Raw genomic sequence first — 24,975 nt, forward strand, 5'->3', positions numbered from 1 at the left:
TGATTAGAACACTTATGAAAAGATGTTGATAAACTGAATAAACAACAACTAGTTTATAAGTTTATCTCCTTCTGAGTGTTAACTTCACCTTCTTTTAAGTGAATAAGACCCTATTAACTTTTAAGGATTTTATTTTGGAAATTATCGAATAAATCTAAGTGCACAATTTGTATTAAATACCGGAAAGAAAAAGCAAAATCTTATTGTTCAGCTATCAACATTTTTAAGAAACAAAAAATGGTTGTAAATCAAGGGATTAAACAAAACATTAATTTAACAATGTTAACAAGTTTAATCAGATGTTTTAAGTAGCAGGATTTGTACCTTAGTAAAGAATTTATCTCTAAACTCATGAAAATTGCCATTGGAAATGACCACGCCGGAACTGAATATAAACTAGCAGTAGTCGGCTTGCTTAAATCCCTCAATATTGAAGTTATCAATCACGGCACTGATAGTTCGGATAGTGTGGATTATCCCGATTTTGTTCATCCGGTTGCAAAGGACGTAGAAGAAGGAAATGCTGAAATTGGAATAATCATTTGTGGAAGTGGAAACGGCGCATCTATGACAGCCAACAAACATCAAAAAATCAGAGCTGCCCTTTGCTGGAATAAAGAGATCACTGAACTGGCCAGAGCCCATAACGATGCAAATATCCTGAGTTTACCAGCCAGGTTTATTTCCCTTCACCAGGCCCTTGAGATGGTACAGATCTTTTTAAACACGCCTTTTGACGGAGGACGACACGAAAGAAGAATTGAGAAAATGGCGTGTTCCTAACAGGAACTATCAGCAAGCAGCCACATTTTAATATTTTGAATGGCGCACTCACATCACCATCACCATCACCACGAAAAGCTGAGCGGTAAGAAACTACTGATCTCCATTCTCCTGAATATTGTTATTACCCTGGCACAAGTTATAGGGGGGATTATTTCAGGTAGTTTAGCACTTCTCTCGGATGCCCTTCATAACTTCAGCGACGTACTTTCACTTATCATCAGTTATTTAGCCAATCGATTTACCAGCAAACAAGCTTCTGCCACAAAGACTTTCGGGTATAAAAGGGCTGAGATTATGGCCGCTTTCGTAAATTCTGCAACCCTCATCGTTATTGCTGTCGTCCTAATCAAAGAAGCCGTTGAGCGGTTTCTGCAACCCGAGCCTATTGCCCCGGCCCTGGTTATATGGCTTTCCGCCCTGGGGATTCTTGTAAATGGATTCAGCGTACTACTTCTTAAAAAAGATGCAGGCCAGAACATGAATATGAAATCTGCATATCTGCACCTGCTTACAGACATGATGGCTTCCGTAGCCGTCCTAATAGGTGGTCTGCTGATGTACTTCTATCAACTGTACTGGGTTGATCCTTTCCTGACTATCGTTATTGGCCTCTATTTGATCTATATGGGATACGATCTACTGAAGTCTTCTTCGAAAGTACTCATGCTTTTTACCCCAGACCAGATTAAAGTGGATGAGATCGTCAAAATCGTTGGGGATCACCCCGCCATTAAAAATGTACACCATGTGCACATCTGGCAATTAAACGAAAGGGAGATCCACCTTGAAGCCCATATGGATTTTTACGAAAACATTAATCTGAATACCTTCGATGAAATATTGAAAGACATAGAAGAAAAAGTCTTTCATGAATTTGGTATTACCCACCTTAGTATTCAACCGGAATTTGGAAAATGTCATTCGAATGAGGTGATAGTACAGGATTAAAACAACTTATGGAAATTAACATCAAGTCGTACAAAGATCTGAGTAAAGCGGAATTGTATCGCATTTTGCAACTGAGAAACGAAGTCTTTATAGTAGAACAAAATTGTCCTTACCTGGATATTGACAACCTGGATGAAAAGGCATATCATGTACTGGGGTTTAACAAGGCAGGTATATGCGCTTATACCCGGGTATTTGAGGCGGGAGATTATTTTAAAGACCCCAGCATAGGGCGGGTGGCTGTATCTAAAGCATCAAGAAGTTTGGGCTATGGAAAAAAAATAATGCAGGCGTCTGTTGAATTCATTGAGACCAAGTGGCCTAAACAGCCCATAGTGCTTTCAGCCCAGCTTTATCTGAAAAAGTTTTATAAAGAACTAGGATTTAAAACCAAAGGGGAGGAGTATCTCGAAGACGACATTCCACACATAAAAATGATCAGGCCATAGATTTCTCCATGGCCTTGATTCCAAATAAATTAATTAATTCTAGATTTTGATCGGAGTCTTGTTGGTCAGGTTGATATCCTCCAACAGGTTGTCTGTGAATTTATAATGCCCTTTTGTAGTAATGATCCTGAAGGCATCAGACTTCATCCGGCTGAGCGCATCGAGGAAGACCCATTTTGTTTTTAACAACTGAGGTTCATCTGTTTTTAAGCTGATCTCAAAAAAATATCTTTTTCCGTCTTTGTTGGCCACAATATCCGGAGTAACAGTCGTTCCGTTCTTTTTTCTTAAAAAGGATTTGGGTTTGTCGTACCCGTCGAGATCAACCCTGATCTTGTCAAAACCCCGGGCCTCAAGGTGATGAACGGATTTCTCAATAAAGTCTGTGTGCTCTTTTTTGTCTGCTTTTACCATAGTGATCAAGATACAAAAAAATGATGAGACCCCCAATTTCAGAAAGCTGATTAACAGTGTGTTAAGATACTCAACAAAGCAATTTATACGATACTCCCTTGCTGTTTCATAAAGAAATTGTCTTTCCCGTCTTCACGGATTCATCTGCAGCCAGGACTACTTTCAAGCTAAATACTACGTCTTTAAGATGAGATGAGAGGTCAGTATTTTGACGAATGGCATTTAAAAACAATTTTTGTTCTAAAAGACACAATTGGTCGTGATCAGGTTCATCCTTCGTGGAAATATACTTGTCTTTCTTAAGAAAACTCCCCTGAGCATCCAGTTCACTGGAATGGATTTTCAGGGCTCCGGTTCGGGTGTGCCCCTCCACATCATCAGAAGAATCCAGTTGTGCATCTGTGATAGAAACACACCCTTGAGGCCCTATTACATCTTTGACAAAAAAGGCCGTCTCACTCATCATAGGCCCCCACCCCGCTTCGTACCATCCCACCGAACCATCTTTAAAACGCACCTGCAATTGTCCGTAATTGTACATCCGGGAATCAATCTCATCAGACAGCCGCGCTCCGATCGCAGAAACGCTTACCGGTTCTGATCCGGTCATCAGACACATCACATCAATATAATGCACACCGCAGTCTACAATAGGCGACATCGATTTCATCAATTGCTTATGGGTGTACCACTGGGGACCCGAGCTCTGCTGATTGAGGTTCATCCGCATAACCAATGGTTTTCCCAAGGTTTTGGCAATCTCGATAAATTGCTTCCAGGTAGGATGCACCCTAAGAATATACCCAACCACCAGCTTTCTGTCTAATCGGGAGGCGAGAGCTATAAGTTCCTCAGCCTTTTCAACTGTCTCTGCCAGGGGTTTTTCTACAAAGACATGCGCCCCCGCTTCCAGTGCTATTTTCACATACTCAAAATGTGTATCCGGATAGGTATTCACAGAAACGGCGTCCGGACTAGTTGTCTTAAGAGCCGAGCCATAATCAGAATATGTGGGCAGCCCCCCAAGAGACTGAGACAGCTCTTCCCTGCTTTGTGGAGACCGACTAACCAATCCAACTATCTCGAATTCATCAAGATGATGATACGCTCTGGCATGACTGGCGCCCATATGGCCACAGCCCACCACCAGGACCCTGATTTTGTCTGTTTTATTCATAAGGATTAAAGAAATTATAAAAGACTGCCACCTAAAGATATGGAAAAAGAGGTTCTTTTTTTACAGCGCAGGCAGGGACTTAAAAATATCGCTTTACAATATCACGTACAGAAGAAGCGTAAGAAGAACCAAAAATATTGAGGTGCACCAGCAGGTAATACAATTGATAGAGTTCAATTTCCGCCTGGCTGGGCAAGGGACGATCAGAAGCCTCTTCATATGCATGGTAAAATGAGGAAGAGAAACCTCCGAAGAGTCGAGACATGGCAATATCCATCCCCGGATGGGAATAACTTACGCCGGGATCAATGAGGTAAGGTGACCCATTTTTTGCAATAAGATAGTTTCCACCCCAAAGATCCCCGTGTATGAGTGAAGGTTCACAGGGGCTACATATATCGTGTAGCCGCATTTCTATTTTATCAGCTGGAGGAACGTCTCTTTTGCTCAAAAGATCCTTGTCATGTGCCATTTTCAATTGTGGGAGTAGTCGGCTTGAAGTATAGAATCCGGCCCAGTTATCGGCGCGGGTATTGTACTGGGAGAGGGAACCGATATAATTATCTGTATCCCATCCAAAGCTTGCTGCTTTTGCCGTATGAAGCCCGGCCAGCTGCCGCCCAAGTTGGACCATGTCTTTTTCACCCGCACCTTTAGATTCTATATATTCCAGTAGCAAACACCCCCCCGATTCCATTTTCGAAAGGTGTATAGCCCGGGGCGTTTTTATAAACCCGGTTGCGGCAATGGCCTCAAGACCGTCGTTTTCGGCTTTTAGCATGGAATATCCCATATCTCCGGCCTGGTACTTACAGAAGAATTGATCAGTCCCCGCAGTAATTTTAAGCGCCGTAGAGATATCGCCACCTGAAACCGGCACAAGAGATGTGATTTTTAGCTCGAGAGAGGATTCAATATACTTTTTCAGCTCATTTTCCATGGCCTATAACTCAAATTCCTCTCCAAACTCTGCAACGCGAAATCCATTTGAGATCACTTTTTTGTACTCTTTGCTTTCAGGGGACAGCAGGGGATTGGTATGGTTAAAATGGATAAAATAGATCTTCTGCTTTTGGGCCGGAGGAAGGGAGTTAAACAAAGTCATACTTTCAACAACAAAAGGATGCGGGATCTGAGAAAGGTCGCGGGTATTGAGCTCCTCTCCATTGAAAAAGGTCGCATCTAAAAACGCGTAATCAACTTCTGCAATCAGGGTGGCTATGTCTCGTTCCCACCGGCTCCATTTATCAATATCCGGGATAAAAAGTGCTTTTTTAGCCGGCCCTTTTATTCTATAACCCACGGTTTCTGAATATTCGTCCCTGTGGGGCACGCTGACAGTCACAATGGAAAGGGAGGGCGTAAGGCGCTTAATGGTGTCTCCAGAAATTCCTTTTAAAACAATATTTTTCTGCTTTACCAATTGATCCCAGGGGCCGTTGTTTTTCAGAAAATCTATCATCCTGGGCATCGCATAAACCGGCACTTCGAATGCATTAACCGCTTCTTTCCCAAAATACATGAGTCCGGTATAATGACCAATGTGTGCATGGGTAAGAAAAACACCGTCGGGCATTTGGTCTACTGAGGTGTTTGCAATCCTGTTTAAGTTGTGGAGCTGAGAAGTGATATCAGGAGTTGCTTCAAGGAGAAACCGTTTACGGGCTTCTTTATCGACCAGGCCAAGAGATACGACTTTCCGGGCCGGATCCGGCTTATTATAGAGATCAGCACAACAACTCTTTTTACATCCCAGTTGAGGAGATCCGGCATCCTGTACCGTTCCCAGGATAACCAGCTTTACTCCCTTATCAGCTTCTGTAGTTCGTGATTTATTGAGATTGCCCCGCTCCTCCGTTTTGTTTTCTTTGCAGGACCAGGCCAGTATTAACACTATTGCAGCCCCGTATCGGAACAACCGTATTATGGGCCATGTTTTCATTGATACAACTCTTTGTAGTATTGGATTGCCATCCGATTGCTTGAAAATGCGGGCACGACATCGTCCATTCCCATAAAGACGACTTCAGACCATTTATCAGGAGCATTGTAATACATTGGCAAAACTTTTTCCTCCAGGCACTGGTACAGATTGGCACTATCAAAATCGTCCTGTTCGTGAACCGGACTCTTATAGTCAGCTTCAGGCAGAATAAAGCTGTTCTTTTCATTTTTCGCGAACTCGGGAATCCATCCATCATTGACAGAGAGGTTCACACTGCCGTTCATTGCTGCAGACATTCCGCTTGTTCCCGAAGCTTCTCTGGTTATCCGTGGTGTATTCAACCACACATCAGACCCCAGTTTTAATTTTTTGGAGAGCGCCATTTCGTAACCCACCAGTACGGCGGTATTGGCACGGTATTTTGTAAATTGAACCAACCGGTCAAAGACTCCAATAGCCCCTGTATCTTTAGGATAAGGCTTTCCTGCCCAGATAATTTGGACCGGATGCTCTGTGCTGCTCAATATCCTTTCAAATCGCTCCATATCGCGCAGTAGCAGGTCGGCTCTTTTATATTCAGCAAAGCGACGGGCCCAGACAATGGTGAGTACTTTGGGATCGAAAAGTTTTCCAGTTTGATCGAGTACCACATCAAAAAGCTCTTTTTTTAATACGGCTTTTCTTTTATGAAAGGCGGATACATTTTTGTTTTTTCTGGCTTTCTGAAGTGAAATATCCTGCCAGAATTTTTGATTTTGTGCATTGGTAATGGGAAAGATTCCACCACTGCCCGTATTTCCATTCCACATTGCACGGGATACCTTTGCGTGCAATTTGGAGACCGCATTGGTCCTTTTTGCCATGCGCAAAGCAGCCACCGTATAGCTCAATCGATCAGAACCTCCTGTTTCCTTCATCAGCTCATCATGAGACAACTTTTTCCCAAAAAAACCACTGTCGTTCAGCACATGAGCATCCCTTTCCACATTTCCTGCCATTTCGGGGGTGTGCGTTGTAAAAACCATTTGTTCTTTGCCTACTCCCTGGTTGCGCAGATAGTAAAAGGCCGGTAACGCATGACCCTCATTGAGATGGTAAATATCTGCCCCGCCCAGTGCCTCTACCAGTTTTGCGCCGCCAATTCCCAGTACGATACTCTGGCAAATGCGGGTAAGTTCATTACTGTCATATAAATTATTCATGATAGACCTGGAAAGGTCATCATTGCCCTCGACATCTGTTGTTAATAAATATATGGGCACAGAGCCAAAAACAGAGGGCTTTAAGACCATCGCCCTGACTTTAACTGCATTATTCCCGAATATATTGACCTCCACTTCGTGTCCGGAATCTTCTAGAAAACTGTAATGTTTTTCAACAAAATGGGGGTGTAGCGTCTGGTCTTTATTTCTCCCCTGGTCGTAGTAACCATACTTCCACAGCATCCCGATCCCGACAAGGTTCTGCTTCAGCTCAAATGCCGAAAGCATATGCGATCCCGCAAGAAATCCGAGACCTCCTGAATATATTTTCAGGGCCTGGTGAACTGCAAATTCCATACTAAAGTAGGCCGCCTTTTTCTGGAAAGCTTTATCTGGCCTGTAGGGATGATACCACTGATGATATTTACTGCTCATAGATGCGTTTCTTTAAGATGGCAGTAAAAATATGCAAATCCGGACATTTAGACGGAAAATGACAATAATCATTTATAACCAAACAGGCCTCAACAGGAGAAGGTTATATGTACCGTATAGCGAATTCTAAAAATAGTCCGAAAGTGGGTTATCTAAGAACTGCCTGGTATTTAGAAGTGTCCTTGAGAAGCTCGCTGCTGGTTAAGATGGCCTCATCGTTTTGGAGGTAATAGTCATAGAGTCCTTCACGGTAGAAATATCTTTTGATGATTTCGTCAGTGAGTTGTTTCCCGATCTCTTTCTCATAAGTATCGAGGGCTTCATATTTGCTTTTCTCAATGGAACTCAGCAGGGCCTTTGCATCTGCCATTACTGTAGAATTGAACACCTCCTTATTCTGACCAGAGAGGGTTTCTTTTAGCACTTTTTCAGCTTTGGTCTCAAATTCGAAAGAACTTTTTGCAACATGTTGTTTAAAGCCGTCATAATCTGAACGGGTAAAATTAAATGACGTCATTTCGGAAAGCGGATGGCCGTAATAATAATCCGTGGCATAATTAAAGATGACGCCATTATTCTCCAGGGCAGTTATGAGATCGTTGCTTTTTAGGGAAGCGATCTGAATGTCGGGCATCACGCCGCCGCCATCCTGGACCTTTCTGCCATTCCTGGTTTGGAAATCCTTAAACTCAGTATTCCTGATGGCATTGCCATCATCGTCCCGGTTCCAGTAATCGAGCGACTGAATGCACCTGCCCGAAGGGGTATAATAGCGGGAAATTGTCACTTTTAACTGAGTTCCATAGGTAAGTTTCAATGGTCTTTGCACCAGCCCTTTTCCAAAACTTCTCGCTCCGACAATCACCGCGCGGTCCAGGTCCTGCAAGCTCCCGGATACAATCTCACTGGCTGAGGCACTTCGGCCATCAATCAGCACCACCAGAGGAATCTCTTCATCCAATGGCTTATTCCTTGTCTCATAGGTCTGGTTGAATTTCTTAACCTTTGATTTTGTCGTCACCACAAGCGTCCCTTTTGGAACAAAAAGATTGGTTACATTGATCGCTTCGGATAACAAGCCCCCTGGATTTCCCCTCAGATCAAGAATCAACTTTTTCGCCCCTTCGGCCTTTAGAGAGAGTATAGCCTCCTTGGTTTGAGAAGAAGCCTTTTTGTTAAATCGCGAAAGCACTATATAGCCGGTTTCGGCATCAACCATTTTAGAAAAGGGTACGGCATCTACTTCGATGGCCTGCCTTTCAATGGTGGCGTTATAGGTTTTTCCCTGTCGGGTATACCTAACATCAACGGAAGTTTTATTTGCTCCTTTCAGCAACTCACTGGCATCGTCCTGAAAATCGGCAATTTCAATTCCTGAAATGGAAATAAGTTCATCCCCGGCCTTTAGTCCGGCTTTGTCTGCGGGATACCCCTTGTAAGGCTCTATGATGACCAATCTGTCATTGTATGATCGCACCAGAGCTCCGATCCCGGAGTATTCCCCTGTGTTGTTGATACGATATGATTCCACATCCTGCTCATTGAGGAATTTGGTGTATGGATCAAGGTCGTCCAGCATATTTTTAATGGCTGTATCCATTAATTCTGCGGGATTGGTTTCATCCACATAATTCATATTCAATTCCTTGAAAAGCGTGGTGAATATTTCTATCTGTTTTGCAATTTCAAAAAAATCAGATTTGAAACTACTAGCCGCCAGAAAAACGAAGGCTGCCAGCACAGGAATGAGCACTCTTTTATGAATCATCTTTTTCATTTGCTTCTCGAGTTAAAAATTTGTCGAAAATGCCCTGCATCTTCTTTTCTATAACGTTAAAAGATGGCATTTCCTTACCAAGGTATAAAAACATTAAGGCATAGTTTCCTTCTGTTTTGTTAAAAAAAATGTGCTTATTGAGACGATAGCCCTCCCTGAGTAGCCGTTTTACCCTGTTTCTTGAGACGGCACTTTTAAAGTTTCTTTTAGGCACAGAAAACCCCACCTTCATTCCGGAGGCTTTATTTTCGGTTTTCAGATAAATTAATTTTAACGGAAAGACCGTGATAGAAGATCCTTTGGTAAAGACTTCCTGAATTTGTTTTTCGTGTTTTAATTTTTCTTCTTTGGGTAATGTAAACTTCATCAGAAGGCAAAAATAGCAAGAATAAACTTGCGCGGCAGGGATGATAATTGTCATATTTTCACCACAACTAAGGCGGTATCTTGTGGTCCTGCATGAAGTTCACGAACAATTGAGTAGTTATGGGAGAAAAAATAGTCAGGAAGATTAATAACCACGAAGACAAAAAGGAGTATATCGACCATCTCCTGAAAGACATCGAGACCCTTGAATTGATGTTAAACAAGGGCCTTTTTTCAGCAAAGCCCATTCATATTGGAGCGGAACAGGAGTTCTGTCTGGTGGATGAATCCTGGGATCCTTCCAGCCTTGGGACTGAAATACTTGAAGATATTGCTGACGAACACTTTACCTCTGAACTCAATAAGTACAATCTGGAACTCAACCTGGACCCCCTTAAATTAGAAGGAAGCTGCTTTTCAGATCTTCACAAACAGCTCAACACTCTGATGACAGTGGCCAAGGACGCCGCAGCCAAACACAAGGCAAAAGTGATCCTGACAGGAATATTGCCAACCATCTCATACAAGTACCTCCAGTATGATTATATGACGCCTGTTGACAGGTACAAGATTCTCAACGAGGCTATACAGGCAATTCGCAAAGACGATATCGAATTACACATTAAAGGGGTTGATGAGGTCAATCTCCACCATGATACTATACTGTACGAAGGTTGTAATACCAGTTTTCAGGCCCATTTGCAAATCGATCCGGAGCATTTTGCAGAGTCCTACAATTGGGCACAGGCCATAGCCGGCCCTGTCTTATCTATTTGTGCCAATTCTCCAATGCTGCTTGGGAAAGAACTATGGGAAGAAACCAGGATCGCCCTCTTTACCCAAAGTGTTGACACCCGCAGAAGTACTTTTATTCTCAATGAGAAAGAATCTCGTGTGAATTTTGGACAGGACTGGGTAACCGGAACCATAGCCGATTTTTACAAAAACGCTGTGGTTAATTTCAGGAGCCTGGTAACCACGACATTTAACAGCGACAGCTTAACTCAGTTTCATCAGGGTGAAATACCAAAACTTAAGGCTTTATCCCTGCACAATGGCACTACGTACCGCTGGAACCGACTCTGTTACGGCATAACCGATGGGAAACCTCATGTTAGAATTGAGAACAGATACATGCCTTCCGGCCCTACAACCGATGATGAAATTGCCAACATGATGTTCTGGGTAGGACTTATGCATGGCAGACCAAAGTCGCTGGATAACATCCATACAAAAATGGATTTTAAAGACGTAAAGAGTAATTTTTTCAGTGCTGCCAGATACGGGATGAGCGCCCAATTCTACTGGGAAGGGAAGCTTATCAGCAGCAAGGATCTGCTTCTCGACCATTTACTTCCAATGGCCTTCAGAGGGTTGTATAGTATGAATATTGAACCCAGGGATGCCGAGCATTACCTTTCCATCATAGAAAGGCGAATCAAATCTCAAACCGGATCCCGATGGATGATCAATGCTTACCGCAAACTTCTGAAAGAAAACAAGACTTCAGAAGCGCTTAAAATTCTGGTTGCCACCATGTATGAAAGGCAGCAGAAACGTTATGCGGTAGACGCCTGGCAATTACCCAGGGGAGACGAATACAAGATCCCCGATGACGAAATTCGGGTAGGCGACCGTATGAATACAAGGACGATAACCGCTCAGGATATAGACAGTCCGGAACTGGTCTTGAAAATGATGTTGTGGAAAAACATTCACCATGCACCTATACTTGATAACGACCTCAATCTTGCAGGCTTACTGAGTTGGGTGGACGTGAAGCACTTTCAGAACCATCCGGAGGAGCGCCCCGATAGTCTGAGAGATATTATGAAAACCGATCTTATCACAGTGACCGAAGACGTATCTTTAAGCAAGGCTAAGCAAATGATGGACGAAAATAATATTCACTGTCTGCCAGTGGTTAAAGAAAAGAAACTGGTAGGAATTATTACCAGCAACGATCTCTAATTGATGACAGAAATTATTACCCCTCACGATACACGAATGAAAAGGATCCTCGGCCATATCAAAGGCAAGGAATCGGGCCCAGTCCTTGTCTTTTTTGGAGGAGTACACGGAAATGAACCTTCCGGAATACAGGCTCTTGAGCATGTCTTTGACGAACTCAACTCAAGAGCATATCCCATTAAGGGAAACATTTATGGTATAGCCGGTAACATTCCCGCTTTACTGGCGAAAAAGCGATTTCTGGAGAGAGACCTCAACCGCATTTGGTTCAAGGATGAAATCCAGGGAATGGAAGAAGGAACCCAAAAAAATGTCACTTCAGAAGACCGGGAACGCCTGGAAATTCTTCAGGTAATCAGAGATCTGCTCACGGCCCATCATGAACCTATTTATTTTATCGACTTTCATACTACATCAAGTAAAACACTTCCGTTTATCACTATTAATGACGCGATGATTAACCGGAAGTTTGCCCGCCAGTTTCCCGTACCCATTATCCTGGGGATAGAAGAATACCTGGAAGGTCCTGTATTGAATTACATCAATGAATACGGCTATGTGTCTATCGGGTTCGAATCGGGGCAGCACGCCACCGAAGAAGCAAAAATCAACAGTATTGCATTTTTCTGGCTGTGCCTGGCGTATTCAGGTGCCTTAACTGCAGATGCCATTCCAAATTTCAACGACTATGTACAAGAGTTGAGGCAATCAGCTGCCCATAACCGGAATTTCTATGAGATCACAGAGCGCTACGCTATTGAGCCCGGGGATAGCTTTACTATGGAACCCGGTTTTGAAAGCTTTGAGTCGGTTAAAAAGGGAACTTTCCTGGCGAAGCACAATGGTAAATCTGTGGTCGCTTCCAATAAAGGCATTCTTTTTATGCCCCTCTATCAGAAGCAGGGTGCAGAAGGGTTTTTTATGATCAGGCGTATTCCAAAATGGGTACTCAGCCTTTCCGGCGTTCTGAGGAAAGTAAAGGCAGATCATTTGCTTGCACGTCTTCCAGGAGTATCCTGGAAAGACAAAACCAAATCTCAATTGATCGTAGATCTCAGGGTAGCCCGTTATTACAGCAAGGCCTTCTTTCACCTGCTCGGGTACCGCAACAGAACAATAGACAGCGAACACATCCTGATTAAGAACAGGGAGAAAGCAGCCCGAAACGACCTTTACAAAGACAGTCCCTGGTTCTGATCTGTTCTACTGCTGTTCGGCAAGCCAGAGATTGTTGTTGACTCCAATATCCGCCATCAGCTGTGAAGGGTCAATGACCACTGCTTTTATACTGGAAACAGGTTTGCTGAGCTCGAAACGGTAATCGGGATAGGCCCAGGGCCAATCTTCCAAAACAGTTCTTTTTACCTGTCCGTAAGGATTCTCCTTTTCCCCGCGCATCATCCGCAAAGGAATGTAAAAGGTTTCCTGAGCTCCGTCATTGTACACCACAAGAATATCCAGAGGCATGGGCATAAGGCCTATTCGCTCGAGGACCACCTCTGTGCCGGTTCCTGCTTCATTTACCGCTTTGATCCCGTAATCAATCGTATTGGTGGTTTGAGTCCAGTCTGTTAGATACCAGTCGAGCTCCATTCCGGATATTTTCTCTGCAGTCCGCTTGATGTCGTTTGGAGTAGGGTGTTTAAATTTAAAATCGGCATAGTATTTTTTCAAAGTTGCCATTAACTTATCCTGCCCTATGATATATCCAAGCTGAGCCAGGAACACGGCCCCCTTGCTATAGGCAGAACGCCCATAAGCTACATTAAATTCAAAACGGTCTGCATGGGTGCTTTGAGGTTGTTCTTTTCCCGATTGCACCAGGCTGTAATAGCCATCGTAAGATCCCTGAAACGGGTTAGGATTTTGTCGATTCATTATGGTATTCATACAGAGACTGGAAATAAAAGAGGTAAAGCCCTCATCCATCCATTCGTGCTTTGCTTCATTGGTAGCTAATATGTGCTGAAACCATGAATGCGCCAATTCGTGTACCATGACCCCCACAAGGCTCTCAAATTTTCGCTCTCCGGTTATCAAAGTGCTCATGGCGTATTCCATTCCGCCATCTCCGCCTTGTACCACTGAATATTGTTCGTATGGGTAAGGGCCGATATTTTCATTAAAGAACTTCATGGCCTGTGCTGTTTTGGGCTGAAGGTTTTTCCAGTTCTCCAGGATTTCAGCTTTGTCTTTATAAAAAAAGTGCAATACAGGTCCGTTTTCCATCCGATAGGAATCGTGAATATAATCGGGATCTGCCGCCCACATAAAATCATGAACTTTTGGTGCCTTAAAGTGCCAGGTAAGGGTTTTTCCCTTCGCCTTTTTCACTTTGGTTTCGGGCGTTTGGTAACCATGACCTATTTCATCCGGGTTTTGTAAGTAACCGGTACCCCCGATGGTATAATCTTTATCAAGGGTGATCTTCACATCAAAATCTCCCCAAATCCCATGAAACTCTCTGGCGATATAAGGATCGGCGTGCCAGCCTTCAAAATCGTATTCTGCCAGCTTGGGATACCACTGACTCATGGATAATGCAACACCCTCCTTATTATTCCTGCCAGACCTCCTTATCTGCAACGGAACCTGTCCTTCAAAATCCATCTCAAAGGTGCTGGATGTATTGGGCAGTATAGGATGGTCGAGGTCTACGACAAGAACAGTGCCTTCTAGTTGATAGGAAACCGACTTTCCATCCTGTGCCAGAGATGAAGCCCTAAGGTATCCTATCTCATCGGGCGATAGAGATGCAATCCTACTTTTATCATCCTCCGTCATACGTTTGTCCGGATCGGCGATAGTCTGCAACCTGATATCCATCTCACTTCCCGGCTGGAAAGCATTAAAATACATATGGTAGAATACCCTGTTGAGGGTGTCGGGAGAATTGTTGGTGTACACCAGGCTTTGTGTTCCAGTATATCTGTACGTTTCCACATCCATATTCACCTCCATTGTGTAATCAACCGCCTGTTGCCAGTACGAATGATTGCCTTGTGCATAACTGACTCCGGCCAGGAAAACCAGAACTATAGTGGTTGTAATAAACTTAATTTGCATTCTCATATTACGGTAATTTTACTTTAGAATCTGACACTCTTTGTGCCATGATAAGGGCGTTGTAGGCATTGACAATTTTTCCTGATCGGGAAAGCTGGTCGAAAGATCTGGACTTCGCAGGATCTCCTGCCACTACAACTGAAAGTTGAGTGCTCAGGCCTGAATCCATCAGTATCTTTTTAACCTCTGCAGCAGAGAGTTTTGGGAAGTAAGACCTGATCAAGGCGGCAACTCCGCTAACCGCCGGGGCGGCCATGGAAGTTCCACCCTGGAATTTATACTCACTCCCAGGCATGGAAGAATAAACTGAACCGCCTGGTGCAAACACATCCACATTTCGCGACCCGAAATTAGAGAAGGAAGCCACCATTTCAGAACCATAAGTATCATTTATGGCGCCTACAGTGATTAGATTTTCAGCAAATTCCCGTTCCCCGTTTTTGTGGTCATTTGGGTAATTTACATTTTCGGGACTATCGAGGTCATTCCCATCGTTACCAGCGGCGTGCACAATTAGAACATCATTCTCTGCCGCGTATTTAATGGCATCATACACCCATTCTGCTTTTGGACTAAACGATTTACCAAAACTACCGTTGATGATTTTGGCTCCGTTGTCTACGGCATATCTGATGGCCAGGGCCACATCTTTGTCGTATTCGTCTCCGTTTGGCACGGTCCTAACACTCATAATTTCCACATTGTTGGCCACTCCGTTTACTCCAATGCCGTTATTTCGCTCCGCGGCAATGATCCCGGCCACATGTGTACCATGGCTTTCATCGGCTACGCGATTTGAAGGGTTGCCGTTGCCATAGTCTGTGTCTGAGAAATCATAAGGGTTATCACCAACAACTTCTCTGCCATTGAAATCTACATTGAGATGGTAGTCGAGCTTTTCATTGTAAACAGCAAGACCTTCATCAGCTCTTTCAATGTCACCTTCAATAAGTTCAATTACCTCAGGAAGGCTGTCTCCGTAATTGAACATTTGTTGCACCACACTAATGTTGCGCTGAAAATTTGAGTCGGTTGTGGTGATAGCATCAACCTCCTCTTTAGAATAATCTTCCTTTCCCAGATTTTTTGCCACTGCCTCATGAGATTGTTTTACAATCCCGAGGATTTGTTCGGTTTGTTGTTTGGTACTCAGGATCATCTGCCTGGTTTCCCTGGCTTCTTTTAGTTCTTCATCAAGCTTTTTCCTCGCTTTTGCCTGTAAGGCTTCATCGCCTAAATTCAACCTCAGAATACGGGCATGTTCAAGTTGTTCATTATAGGCTTCTCCCAGGAAATTATAGCCGTGTACATCATCGATATAACCATTTCCGTCGTCGTCAATGCCATTTCCTGCCTTCTCGTCCCTGTTTGTCCAGATAACTTCATCCAGGTCTTCGTGATCGAGATCTATGCCGGAATCGAGGACGGCCACGATAACCGTATTTCCTTTTTTGTTTCCAATAATCTCTTCATACGCACGATCAACACTCATTCCCGGGATAGTGTCTGTAAGCAGATCAGCATGTCCCCAGGACTGTCTTTCTTCCTCTGTCAGAGCCATAACCTTCAGGGGCACTGCGTCTATATTTTCAATTGGGGTTGATACAATATTTATACTGCCGCATCCAACCGTCAACAAACCAATACCCCAAAGGGCAGCCTGTATTTTCATCTTCTTTATCATCTCAATCATCTTTATGTATTTTACTGTAATAATTTCCTTTATAAGGCACCCGGATAAACTCAACACATCCGCGGTCGGCCATGGTAACATAGACGGTTTTTCCGTCCTTTCCTCCAAATGCCAGGTTCGAAGGGTTTTTGCCCTTCAGTTTTATCTCTTTGAGCAATTTTCCTTCCCGGGAAACCATCACTACGGTTCCTTTTCCGTATCGCGTGATAAGTAAATTCCCTTTTTCATCACATCGCATCCCATCGAGACCAAAATCTTCAAATTGAATCAAAAGTCTTTTATCAGAAACGGTTCCATCGGGCAGAATGTTGTATTTCCAAACCTTCCTCTGAACCGATTCATTTACGTAGAGGAATTTGCCGTCCGGACTCACCTCTATCCCATTGGTCGTTCCCATTCCGGTCTCTAGTAAAACCAGCTTTCCGGCAGCAGGAACCATCCAGAGATTTCCACTATTATTTCCCCAATTAGGATCGCTGAGGTATATAATACCTGCATCCGATATTGCCAGGTCATTGGGCTGGTTCATCTCAGGCCCATCAACCCATACCTCCGGAGTCCTTGAACCACTCTTTACCCTGTATACCTTATGTCCGGCATAATCAGCTATGTACATATGCTGTTCTTTATCAAAGCGTATGCCATTTCCAATGCTGCCTTCAGGGAGGTGGAAGTATACTTCTGCCTCTCCTTTCTCATTTACCCTTCCTATGGTTCCCTGCTCTTTAAAATTTACCGCAAACAGCATCCCTGAACGATCTACAGCCGGACCTTCAATTCCTTCAGTAAAACTAAATTCCGGGATAAGGTCTGTGCTTTGAAAGGCGCAGGAAGTGCCACACAAACCTATCAGGAAAAACCCCAGCAGGAAGTTATTATGAGAATATTTCATCAAAAGAATAGGTGTTTTTCAGGCGCACCCCTTTATCGGTGTGCTGTAGTGTACAGATCTCGTTGTGAGCGTCGTGTTCCAGAAATAAATAGAAATTCTCATCTGCCGCCTTGTTGAGGAATATCTCTTTCTCCGGTAGTGTAAGTAGAGGGCGTGTATCATACCCCATTACATAAGGCAGGGGGATATGTCCCACAGTAGGCAGAAGGTCGGCCATAAAAACAAGTGTTTTCCCTTTGTACTGCAGATGGGGTATCATTTGCTTGTCTGTATGCCCGTTAACGTATAAAATATCGAAATTCAATTCGGGAGATGATCCAAAAGCGGATTCGGGCATTTCCACAAAAGACAGTTGTCCACTTTCCTCCATGGGAAGCAGGTTTTCTTTGAGAAAAGATGCCTTTTCCCTGGCATTGGGTTCTGTGGCCCATTTCCAGTGGGGTTCATTGGTCCAGAAAACAGCATTTTTAAATGCGGGTTCGTATCCCGTTCTGTCGGCATTCCACTGAACACTGCCCCCACAGTGGTCAAAATGCAGATGGGTCATAAAGACATCTGTAATATCGTCACGATGAAATCCGGCTTTTTTCAGGGAGGCGTCGAGCGAATGATTACCCCAGCGGTAGTAGTAGCTGTAGAATTTATCTGATTGCTTGTTCCCCATTCCGGTATCAATCAGGATAAGCCTGTCTCCTTCTTCAATAAGGAGGCATCTTGCCGCGATATCGATCATATTATTGCTATCCGAGGGATTTGTTTTGGTCCATAGAGATTTCGGTACTACACCGAACATAGCCCCACCGTCTAATTTAAAATTTCCCGCTTCTATAGGATACAACTTCATGAAATCAATAAAACAGGGCGCAAATTAAGAAAAGAGTGACCGATTACATCGATTGAGCAGATATTTTAACAATTCATTGAGCATACTCACTCTGCAGAAGGATCTTTTTCAACTGTTGCCCGAAGTAGATCATGCGTTTGATCTCTTTAACGCTAAGGAGGCGTTCCTTTTTAAGTATAAGCAATGCATTTCCATTCGATTCCACATGATAATAAGGATGGCTCTCCAGAAAAAGGACCAGTTCATCAGAAAAAACTTCAGAAATCCCCTCAGGATCTTCTCCGCTCAGGCGAAATCTCTTGCTGAAATCGGGATGGTTAGGCACTTCCACTTCTTCAAAACCACTGAGGTTATAGAGCAGCGCTAACAGACCTTCCTTATCAAGTGTAAAAACGGGGATGGACGAAGGGAGAGGCAGGTACATTACCGTTGATTTGATGACTTCTTTTGCGATAAACTCTCCTTCTGTAAATTCAACATCAAAGACAGAAACCTTATTCTTTACGTCTTCGAGTTGATTATAGCAATAGGAGATTTCTTTGGAACTAAAAAAGACAAACTCCCTGAGAAAGGCAGTCTGGGATTGTTTTTTCGGTATGTATTTCCAGTCAAAATCTGCAGCTGTAGCCTTGAGGTCTTCCTGGCGCTTTGTAAAATACCACTCTATAGGCTTTAGGGCCCTGAACGGAATTATTTTACGTATGGCAAAGGGATGCACCGAATCAGTCTCGTGTTTATCAAGGCCAATGAGTTCCATATGCCCCCCTTTTAGATCAAAGATCTGCCGGTAATTTTCGAGCCCCTCCAAGACGGTATGATCCACAAAACTGCACATAGAGAAATCTAGCACCACCTCTTCTGTTTCCCGGATGGCATCGAGCTTATTCTTTAGCTTGTAAAAGTTCAGGAAACTACAGAAATGCTTTACACTGATAAAATAATTTCCCCCATCGGCCTCCCTGAACATCAGGATATTGGGCTTAAAGAGATGGGTGATAAACAGTAAAATACTCTTGTTAACCAGAACATGAATTATAAAAGTAACGAGAATCCCTACGGCTATTCCCGTGATAAGATTAGTGAGCAAGGTAGCGAGGACAGTGGAAAAGAAAATAAGGATCTGCTCTTTCCCCACTCCGGCAATTCTCTTCACCAGGGCAGGTGTGGCTAGTTTATAACCGGTATAGACCAGGATAGCCGCCAGGGCAGAAAGGGGAATTTTCCTGAGTTGTTCCTGGAAGAGCAGGACAAAGGCCAGTAAAAACATGGCGTGAAAAAAGCTGGCAGAACGATTTGTGGCCCCGGTATTTACATTCACAGAACTTCGGGCGATCACAGTAACCACATTGAGTCCACCCAGGAAACCACTGATTACCGTGGCCAGGCCAAGGGCTTTTAAATCCTTGTTTACATTTGAATGACGGTTCGCAGGGTCTAGCCTGTCCACAGCTTTTATACTGAGCAAGGATTCAATCCCCGCAATGAGGGTAATGGCAAAAACTGCAAAGATAAATTTCTGACTCAAGGCCATTCCAAAATCCGGATAGGCCAGGGAGGCCAAAACATTATCAGGTATTGGAATCAGCAATTCCTTATTTATGGGATAAGGGATGGCCAGGAATGAACATAAGTAATGGAAGCCTATTGAAAGCAAAAGGATCCACATAGGAGCAGGGATCAGGTGCACCCATTTGCTCCTTATCTTCCCGTAGAAAGCCATGATCATTAAACTTATAACACCTACAATGGCTGCAGCTACCACACTACCGCCATCGCTCTCCCAAAGAGAATACAATCCGGAGGGTATATGTAGGATCAGCGTCATAATATTCCCAGCCTCATTGTTATGGCCAATCATAATATGAAATTGTTTGGCCAGGATCCCAATCCCGATTGCGGCCAGCATCCCCTGAATGGTTGAGGCCGGAAAAAAATCGGCCAGCCTACCCATCTTTAGAAACCCGAGCAACATTAGCAGAACCCCTGAGCAGATCACGGCAGCAAGGGTAAAGAGATAACCCTGGTAAAGATCTCCCCCACCCAGGGTAGTGATTGCACCGAGGAGGACGATTACCAGTCCGTTCCCGGGCCCTGTGATGGTGACATGCGATCCCCCCAGTACTGCCACCAGAATCCCTCCGACAACAGCAGGAATTATCCCTGCGATAGGCGGGGCCTCACTGGCCAGTGCCAGCCCCAGCCCCAATGGAAGGGCAATAAGGGAAACCACAAATCCTGAAAATATATTTTTGGGCAGGCCTTTAACAAAACCACCGATTTGATCTTTATTTACTGTCATTTCTGATCGCGTACTATTAGGACGTCTGTTGGGAGGTCAGATAAAATATATTCTATATCGTGAGGAAAAATTCGGTCGAGCAGCCCCGACTTTTTAGGAGCGTTTATTACCAGCAGATCGGCCCTGACTACCTCTGCATAATGCCCGATTGAATAGCCGCGTTGCCCAAAAATACTTTGAATCTTTACAGCTACCGACGCCTTAAGGTTAGCGGGAATGTCTTCTATTATACTCTTTACCCTGGCTTCCTCTTTTTCTTTTAGTTGTTCCTTACGCAGGGAAGCCTTTTCAAGGGATTCATCATCTTCAACTGTAATATGCAATTCTTTCTGTGTGATTTCTTCCACGATGGTAATTTGCTGTACGCCCAATACCTTAGAAACTTCAAAGGCTTTGAGCAGGGCAAAGGGAGTGCTGGGGTCGTCAAATCCATTCACCACAATGTGTTGGGAAACTACCCTAACAGCAGAAGGCTTGATCATCAACAAGACAGAACAGCTTACCTTGCGAGTGAGGTTCCTGGCGATGGTTCCCACATAGAACTGATACATATTTTCATGCTGAAGTGCCCCGAGCACAAGCAGATCTACTTTAAAGGCAGAACAGGCATTTACAATGGTATCCACCGGCTTTCCCTTCATCCAATGCACTTCCGGATGGTTTTCGGGATACTCAACAGACCTTAGTAAGCCTTCTATTTTAGCTTGATTTTCAGCGGTTTTCTCCCCGACATGTAGTAGAATCAGTCGGGCATTAAAGTAATAGGCAATACGGGTGACCTCCATAAGATTTATTTCCAGGGAGGGGGAGAAGGCAAAACCGAAAAGCAGAGTCCTAAAAGGTTGTAGTTTTGATCGGGGTTCGGGCATGGGGCGTAATATAACACAATTAACCAAAGTACACTCGTATGCTTTCCACCTTTAGCGCAGGAAATATGGCGCAGCTGGGTTGAGGTTTGTAGAATATTGTTTTTATTTGTTAAAATTAGAAGAGGGAAGAGTTAGATTTTCCTCTCATAAAAGAATAGAAGAGATATGCTGGAACTGGCAGGGATTATTATTCTGGGAATTATTGCACAATGGGTAGCCTGGCGCCTTAAACTTCCCGCCATCCTTCCCCTGATTCTAATCGGCTTACTGGTAGGGCCAATAGCGACTCTTTACACTGAAGACGGACAAAAGCTTATTGAGCCCATCTGGAACGGAGAAAAAGGATTATTCCCGGGAGATGGACTCTATTATTTTGTCTCCCTGGCTATAAGTATTATCCTTTTTGAAGGCGGACTTACCTTAAAAAGATCAGAGATTTCCAATGTGGGTCCTGTGATCACGAAACTGATTACGGTGGGAACCATTGTCACTTTTTTTGGAGCAGGGATGGCCGCCCACTTTATCTTTGAGCTCAGTTGGCAAATCTCCTTTTTATTTGCAGCTCTGGTGATAGTTACCGGTCCAACGGTGATAACCCCTATCCTCAGGAACATTCCATTAAAGAAGGACGTTTCTGCCATATTAAAATGGGAAGGAATCCTTATTGATCCCATAGGGGCATTGGTAGCGGTATTGGTCTTCGAATTTATCAGTGTTGGGGAAGGACAGGCCTATACTAAAACTGCCCTGATTGAATTCGGGAAGATACTTCTCTTTGGAACTACGTTTGGTTTTACTTTTGCGCACGCCCTGGCCTTTGCAATTAAAAGGAACTTTATCCCACATTATCTCCTCAATGTGGTTTCCCTTTCTGTTGTCCTCCTGGTTTTTGTCGAATCGGATATTTTTGCGCACGAATCGGGCTTATTGGCTGTTGTAGTCATGGGGATGGTAATGGGAAATATGAATCTCCCTAACCTGAAAGAGTTGCTGTACTTTAAAGAATCGCTCAGTGTTTTGCTGATCTCCATCCTTTTTATACTGCTGGCGGCAAATATCAATATCAGTGATATGGAGCTGATCTATAACTGGAACACAGGAATACTATTCCTTGTCATTGTATTTCTGATAAGGCCTATTGGTGTCTTTTTAAGCACCAGGGGATCGGGCTTAAAACTCAATGAAAAACTTTTTATCGGATGGGTGGGCCCCAGGGGGATAGTAGCTGCTGGTATTGCCTCCCTCTTCGGCTCTAAACTAATGGCCAAAGGGGAGCCAGGGGCAGAATACATTACCCCATTGGTGTTTATGATTGTACTGGGAACGGTCTTGCTGAATGCCACTACCGCAAGGTTGTTTGCCAAATGGGTGGGTGTTTTCCTGGAGCGATCAGAAGGAATTCTGGTTATCGGGGCCAGCAGGGTCTCTCGCCTAATCGCCAACTATCTCAAAAACAACAACCGGCATGTGGTTGTGATCGACAACAACGCGACCAATATTGAGAAATGTAAAAATATGGGGCTCGAAGGTATTGTGGCCAATATCTATTCTGATGCCTTAACAGACAATATTGAGCTCAACGATGTAGGTTATCTGATGGCCCTTACCGGGAATTCGGAGATCAACAAATACGCCATCAATAAATTCCAGAAGCAATTTGGAGAGAACGGGTCATTCCGGCTGGTAGACTCCGATGAGATGAACGATCCGGAAAACAATCCTAAAGAAGGCTTGTTTTCACACACGGATGATTTTATAAAACTAACAGAAGCTGTAAGGAAATTTCCCGCCATACACGAAGTAGACCTGAACGACCAGGAACATTACGAGGGACTGATTGAAATTACCAAGGCTGACGATTATATCATCCCAATTTTCCTAAAGGCCCCTGATGGTAAATTACAGATCATCACATCCTACAGTAAGGAATTTACTGATATAGGAGAGGGCTACAAATTGGTTTACCTGGGGAAACGCTTTGAATCGGCCGAGGCTCCTAAAGCTTTAGAAGAGGGGTAGATTTCTAATCGTTGAGTTTTAAAACGGCCATAAAGGCTTGCTGTGGAATTTCCACATTCCCTACCTGCCGCATTCTCTTCTTTCCTTTTTTCTGTTTTTCGAGAAGTTTTCGTTTTCTGGAAATATCTCCCCCATAACATTTGGCAGTCACGTCTTTCCTCAGGGCCTTGATGGTTTCCCTCGAGATGATCTTGGCGCCGATGGCAGCCTGGATAGGAATGTCAAACTGCTGTCTCGGGATGAGTTCTTTTAATTTTTCGCACATTTTCTTGCCGATGTTCGCTGCATTATCAGCATGGATCAGGGCAGAAAGCGCATCCACGGGCTGAGCATTTAGCAGGATATCAACCCTCACTAGTTTGGAAACCCGCATCCCGATTGGGGCATAGTCAAAAGAGGCATATCCCCTGGAGACCGTCTTGAGCCTGTCGTAAAAGTCGAATACGATCTCTGCCAAAGGCATGTCAAAATTTAATTCCACCCGTTCTGTAGTCAGGTATGTCTGATTGGTGATCTGACCGCGTTTTTCGATACAAAGCGACATTACATTTCCTACAAAATCCGACTTGGTAATGATGGTAGCTTTGATATAAGGCTCTTCCACTCGATCCAGGGTAGATGGATCGGGCAGGTCAGAAGGGTTGTTTACAATTATGGGTGCATCCGGATCTTTCCTGGTAAAAGCCTGGTAGCTTACGTTGGGCACCGTGGTGATAACGGTCATGTCAAATTCGCGTTCCAGACGCTCCTGTATGATCTCCATATGGAGCATCCCCAGGAAGCCACAACGGAATCCGAAGCCCAAAGCCGCACTGCTCTCCGGGGTAAAAACCAGAGAGGCATCATTGAGCTGTAATTTTTCCATGGAAGACCGCAATTCTTCAAAATCCTCGGTGTCTACCGGATAGATTCCTGCAAAAACCATGGGTTTTACATCCTCAAAACCAGCAATGGCATTTTTGGTGGGGTTGTCCGAGTCGGTAATGGTATCTCCCACCTTTACTTCCCTGGCATCTTTGATTCCGGTAATAAGATATCCAACATCCCCCGCTTTTATACTTGGACGGGGATGCTGGGTAAGTTTTAAGGTCCCCACTTCATCGGCGTAATAACTCTTACCGGTGGCGACAAATTTGATTTTTTGTCCTTTTCTGATCTCCCCGTTGATGACCCTGAAATATGTCTCCACACCACGAAAAGGATTATAAACCGAGTCGAACACAAGAGCCTGTAATGGCTCATCCACGGTTCCACTGGGCGAAGGAATTCGTTCAATGATGGCCTTGAGGATTTCCTCTATCCCAATCCCGGTTTTAGCGCTGGCAGGAATTACCTCTTCGGCATCGCAACCCAACAGGTCTACGATATCGTCTGTCACTTCTTCCGGATTGGCGCTGGGCAGGTCTACCTTGTTTAAAACAGGAATAATCTCCAGATCGTTCTCAAGCGCCAGGTAAAGGTTAGAGATGGTCTGAGCCTGGATGTTCTGGGCAGCATCAACCACCAGCAGAGCCCCTTCACATGCCGCGATAGACCTCGATACTTCATATGAAAAATCCACATGGCCGGGAGTATCGATTAGGTTGAGGATGTACTTTTCCCCTTCATAGGTGTACTCCATCTGTATGGCGTGACTCTTAATCGTGATGCCTCGCTCCCGCTCCAGGTCCATACTGTCTAAAAGTTGCTCTTTCTTTTCACGTTCGGTAACCGAACCCGTAAAATCGAGCAGCCTGTCGGCCAGGGTACTTTTCCCGTGGTCGATGTGGGCAATGATACAGAAGTTCCTGATGTGTTTCATTTTCTTTTTCTTGCGCAATCTT

The 24,975-nt window shown here is 44.1% G+C and carries 20 protein-coding genes; 6 read left to right on the plus strand and 14 right to left on the minus strand.

Annotation, left to right across the window (positions count from 1 at the left end; genetic code table 11):
- The first annotated feature begins 351 nt into the window (after positions 1-351).
- The 3 genes from rpiB to AB8P51_RS06215 are packed head-to-tail and all read left to right on the plus strand — an operon-like array spanning position 352 to position 2,183.
- Entirely contained in the window at positions 352-783 is a 432-nt protein-coding gene (rpiB, locus tag AB8P51_RS06205) for a ribose 5-phosphate isomerase B (protein WP_369747924.1), read from the plus strand.
- A 39-nt stretch (positions 784-822) separates the two neighbouring features.
- On the plus strand, positions 823-1,734 hold the full coding sequence (locus AB8P51_RS06210; protein WP_369747925.1) for a cation diffusion facilitator family transporter: 912 nt from the start codon (positions 823-825) through the stop codon (positions 1,732-1,734).
- An 8-nt stretch (positions 1,735-1,742) separates the two neighbouring features.
- Positions 1,743-2,183 carry a GNAT family N-acetyltransferase gene (locus AB8P51_RS06215; RefSeq protein ID WP_369747926.1) on the plus strand — a complete coding sequence of 147 codons (441 nt, stop codon included), beginning with the start codon at positions 1,743-1,745 and terminating at the stop codon, positions 2,181-2,183.
- Between the two features lie 39 nt (positions 2,184-2,222).
- Here the strand turns inward: AB8P51_RS06215 and AB8P51_RS06220 are convergent, their stop codons facing one another.
- The 7 genes from AB8P51_RS06220 to rnpA form a co-directional block, all read right to left on the minus strand.
- On the minus strand, positions 2,223-2,597 hold the full coding sequence (locus AB8P51_RS06220) for a hypothetical protein (protein ID WP_369747927.1): 375 nt from the start codon (positions 2,595-2,597) through the stop codon (positions 2,223-2,225).
- A 106-nt stretch (positions 2,598-2,703) separates the two neighbouring features.
- Complete coding sequence (locus AB8P51_RS06225; protein WP_369747928.1) at positions 2,704-3,774, minus strand: Gfo/Idh/MocA family protein; 1,071 nt, start codon at positions 3,772-3,774, stop codon at positions 2,704-2,706.
- A 79-nt stretch (positions 3,775-3,853) separates the two neighbouring features.
- Positions 3,854-4,714 (minus strand): fructosamine kinase family protein, encoded by an 861-nt coding sequence (locus tag AB8P51_RS06230; protein WP_369747929.1) that lies wholly within the window; start codon positions 4,712-4,714, stop codon positions 3,854-3,856.
- Between the two features lie 3 nt (positions 4,715-4,717).
- Positions 4,718-5,716: an MBL fold metallo-hydrolase gene (locus tag AB8P51_RS06235; protein WP_369747930.1), complete on the minus strand. Its 999-nt coding sequence runs from the start codon at positions 5,714-5,716 to the stop codon at positions 4,718-4,720.
- Complete coding sequence (glgP, locus tag AB8P51_RS06240) at positions 5,713-7,356, minus strand: alpha-glucan family phosphorylase (RefSeq protein ID WP_369747931.1); 1,644 nt, start codon at positions 7,354-7,356, stop codon at positions 5,713-5,715. The genes AB8P51_RS06235 and glgP overlap by 4 nt, the downstream gene beginning before the upstream one ends.
- 148 nt (positions 7,357-7,504) lie before the next feature.
- The gene (locus tag AB8P51_RS06245; RefSeq protein WP_369747932.1) at positions 7,505-9,133 is read right to left on the minus strand and encodes a S41 family peptidase; all 1,629 of its coding nucleotides are present in this window, start codon (positions 9,131-9,133) and stop codon (positions 7,505-7,507) included.
- On the minus strand, positions 9,114-9,500 hold the full coding sequence (rnpA, locus tag AB8P51_RS06250; protein ID WP_369747933.1) for a ribonuclease P protein component: 387 nt from the start codon (positions 9,498-9,500) through the stop codon (positions 9,114-9,116). Before rnpA ends, AB8P51_RS06245 begins: the two co-directional genes overlap by 20 nt.
- Before the next feature lie 119 nt (positions 9,501-9,619).
- Here rnpA and AB8P51_RS06255 point away from each other — a divergent pair, with 119 nt between their 5' ends.
- Complete coding sequence (locus tag AB8P51_RS06255; RefSeq protein ID WP_369747934.1) at positions 9,620-11,470, plus strand: CBS domain-containing protein; 1,851 nt, start codon at positions 9,620-9,622, stop codon at positions 11,468-11,470.
- Positions 11,471-11,473: 3 nt separating this feature from the next.
- The gene (locus AB8P51_RS06260) at positions 11,474-12,667 is read left to right on the plus strand and encodes a succinylglutamate desuccinylase/aspartoacylase family protein (protein WP_369747935.1); all 1,194 of its coding nucleotides are present in this window, start codon (positions 11,474-11,476) and stop codon (positions 12,665-12,667) included.
- A 6-nt stretch (positions 12,668-12,673) separates the two neighbouring features.
- Here AB8P51_RS06260 and AB8P51_RS06265 read toward each other — a convergent pair whose 3' ends face one another.
- From AB8P51_RS06265 to AB8P51_RS06290, 6 genes are all read right to left on the minus strand, one after another.
- Entirely contained in the window at positions 12,674-14,536 is a 1,863-nt protein-coding gene (locus AB8P51_RS06265) for a M1 family metallopeptidase (protein ID WP_369748473.1), read from the minus strand.
- 7 nt (positions 14,537-14,543) lie between these two features.
- Complete coding sequence (locus AB8P51_RS06270; RefSeq protein WP_369748475.1) at positions 14,544-16,220, minus strand: S8 family peptidase; 1,677 nt, start codon at positions 16,218-16,220, stop codon at positions 14,544-14,546.
- Between the two features lies 1 nt (position 16,221).
- Positions 16,222-17,121, minus strand: a complete 900-nt coding sequence (locus AB8P51_RS06275) for an SMP-30/gluconolactonase/LRE family protein (RefSeq protein ID WP_369747936.1) — start codon at positions 17,119-17,121, stop codon at positions 16,222-16,224.
- Entirely contained in the window at positions 17,105-17,965 is an 861-nt protein-coding gene (locus AB8P51_RS06280) for an MBL fold metallo-hydrolase (RefSeq protein ID WP_369747937.1), read from the minus strand. Before AB8P51_RS06280 ends, AB8P51_RS06275 begins: the two co-directional genes overlap by 17 nt.
- A 73-nt stretch (positions 17,966-18,038) precedes the next feature.
- Positions 18,039-20,264: a SulP family inorganic anion transporter gene (locus AB8P51_RS06285; protein WP_369747938.1), complete on the minus strand. Its 2,226-nt coding sequence runs from the start codon at positions 20,262-20,264 to the stop codon at positions 18,039-18,041.
- Positions 20,261-21,133: a universal stress protein gene (locus AB8P51_RS06290; protein ID WP_369747939.1), complete on the minus strand. Its 873-nt coding sequence runs from the start codon at positions 21,131-21,133 to the stop codon at positions 20,261-20,263. The genes AB8P51_RS06285 and AB8P51_RS06290 overlap by 4 nt, the downstream gene beginning before the upstream one ends.
- Before the next feature lie 165 nt (positions 21,134-21,298).
- On the opposite strand from AB8P51_RS06290, the gene AB8P51_RS06295 reads away from it, so the two are divergent.
- Positions 21,299-23,152 carry a cation:proton antiporter gene (locus AB8P51_RS06295; RefSeq protein ID WP_369747940.1) on the plus strand — a complete coding sequence of 618 codons (1,854 nt, stop codon included), beginning with the start codon at positions 21,299-21,301 and terminating at the stop codon, positions 23,150-23,152.
- 4 nt (positions 23,153-23,156) lie between these two features.
- Here the strand turns inward: AB8P51_RS06295 and lepA are convergent, their stop codons facing one another.
- Positions 23,157-24,953 carry a translation elongation factor 4 gene (gene lepA, locus AB8P51_RS06300; protein WP_369747941.1) on the minus strand — a complete coding sequence of 599 codons (1,797 nt, stop codon included), beginning with the start codon at positions 24,951-24,953 and terminating at the stop codon, positions 23,157-23,159.
- Positions 24,954-24,975 lie beyond the last annotated feature (22 nt).

This window comes from Muriicola sp. SD30, assembly GCF_041205185.1.
Taxonomy (GTDB): domain Bacteria; phylum Bacteroidota; class Bacteroidia; order Flavobacteriales; family Flavobacteriaceae; genus Muriicola.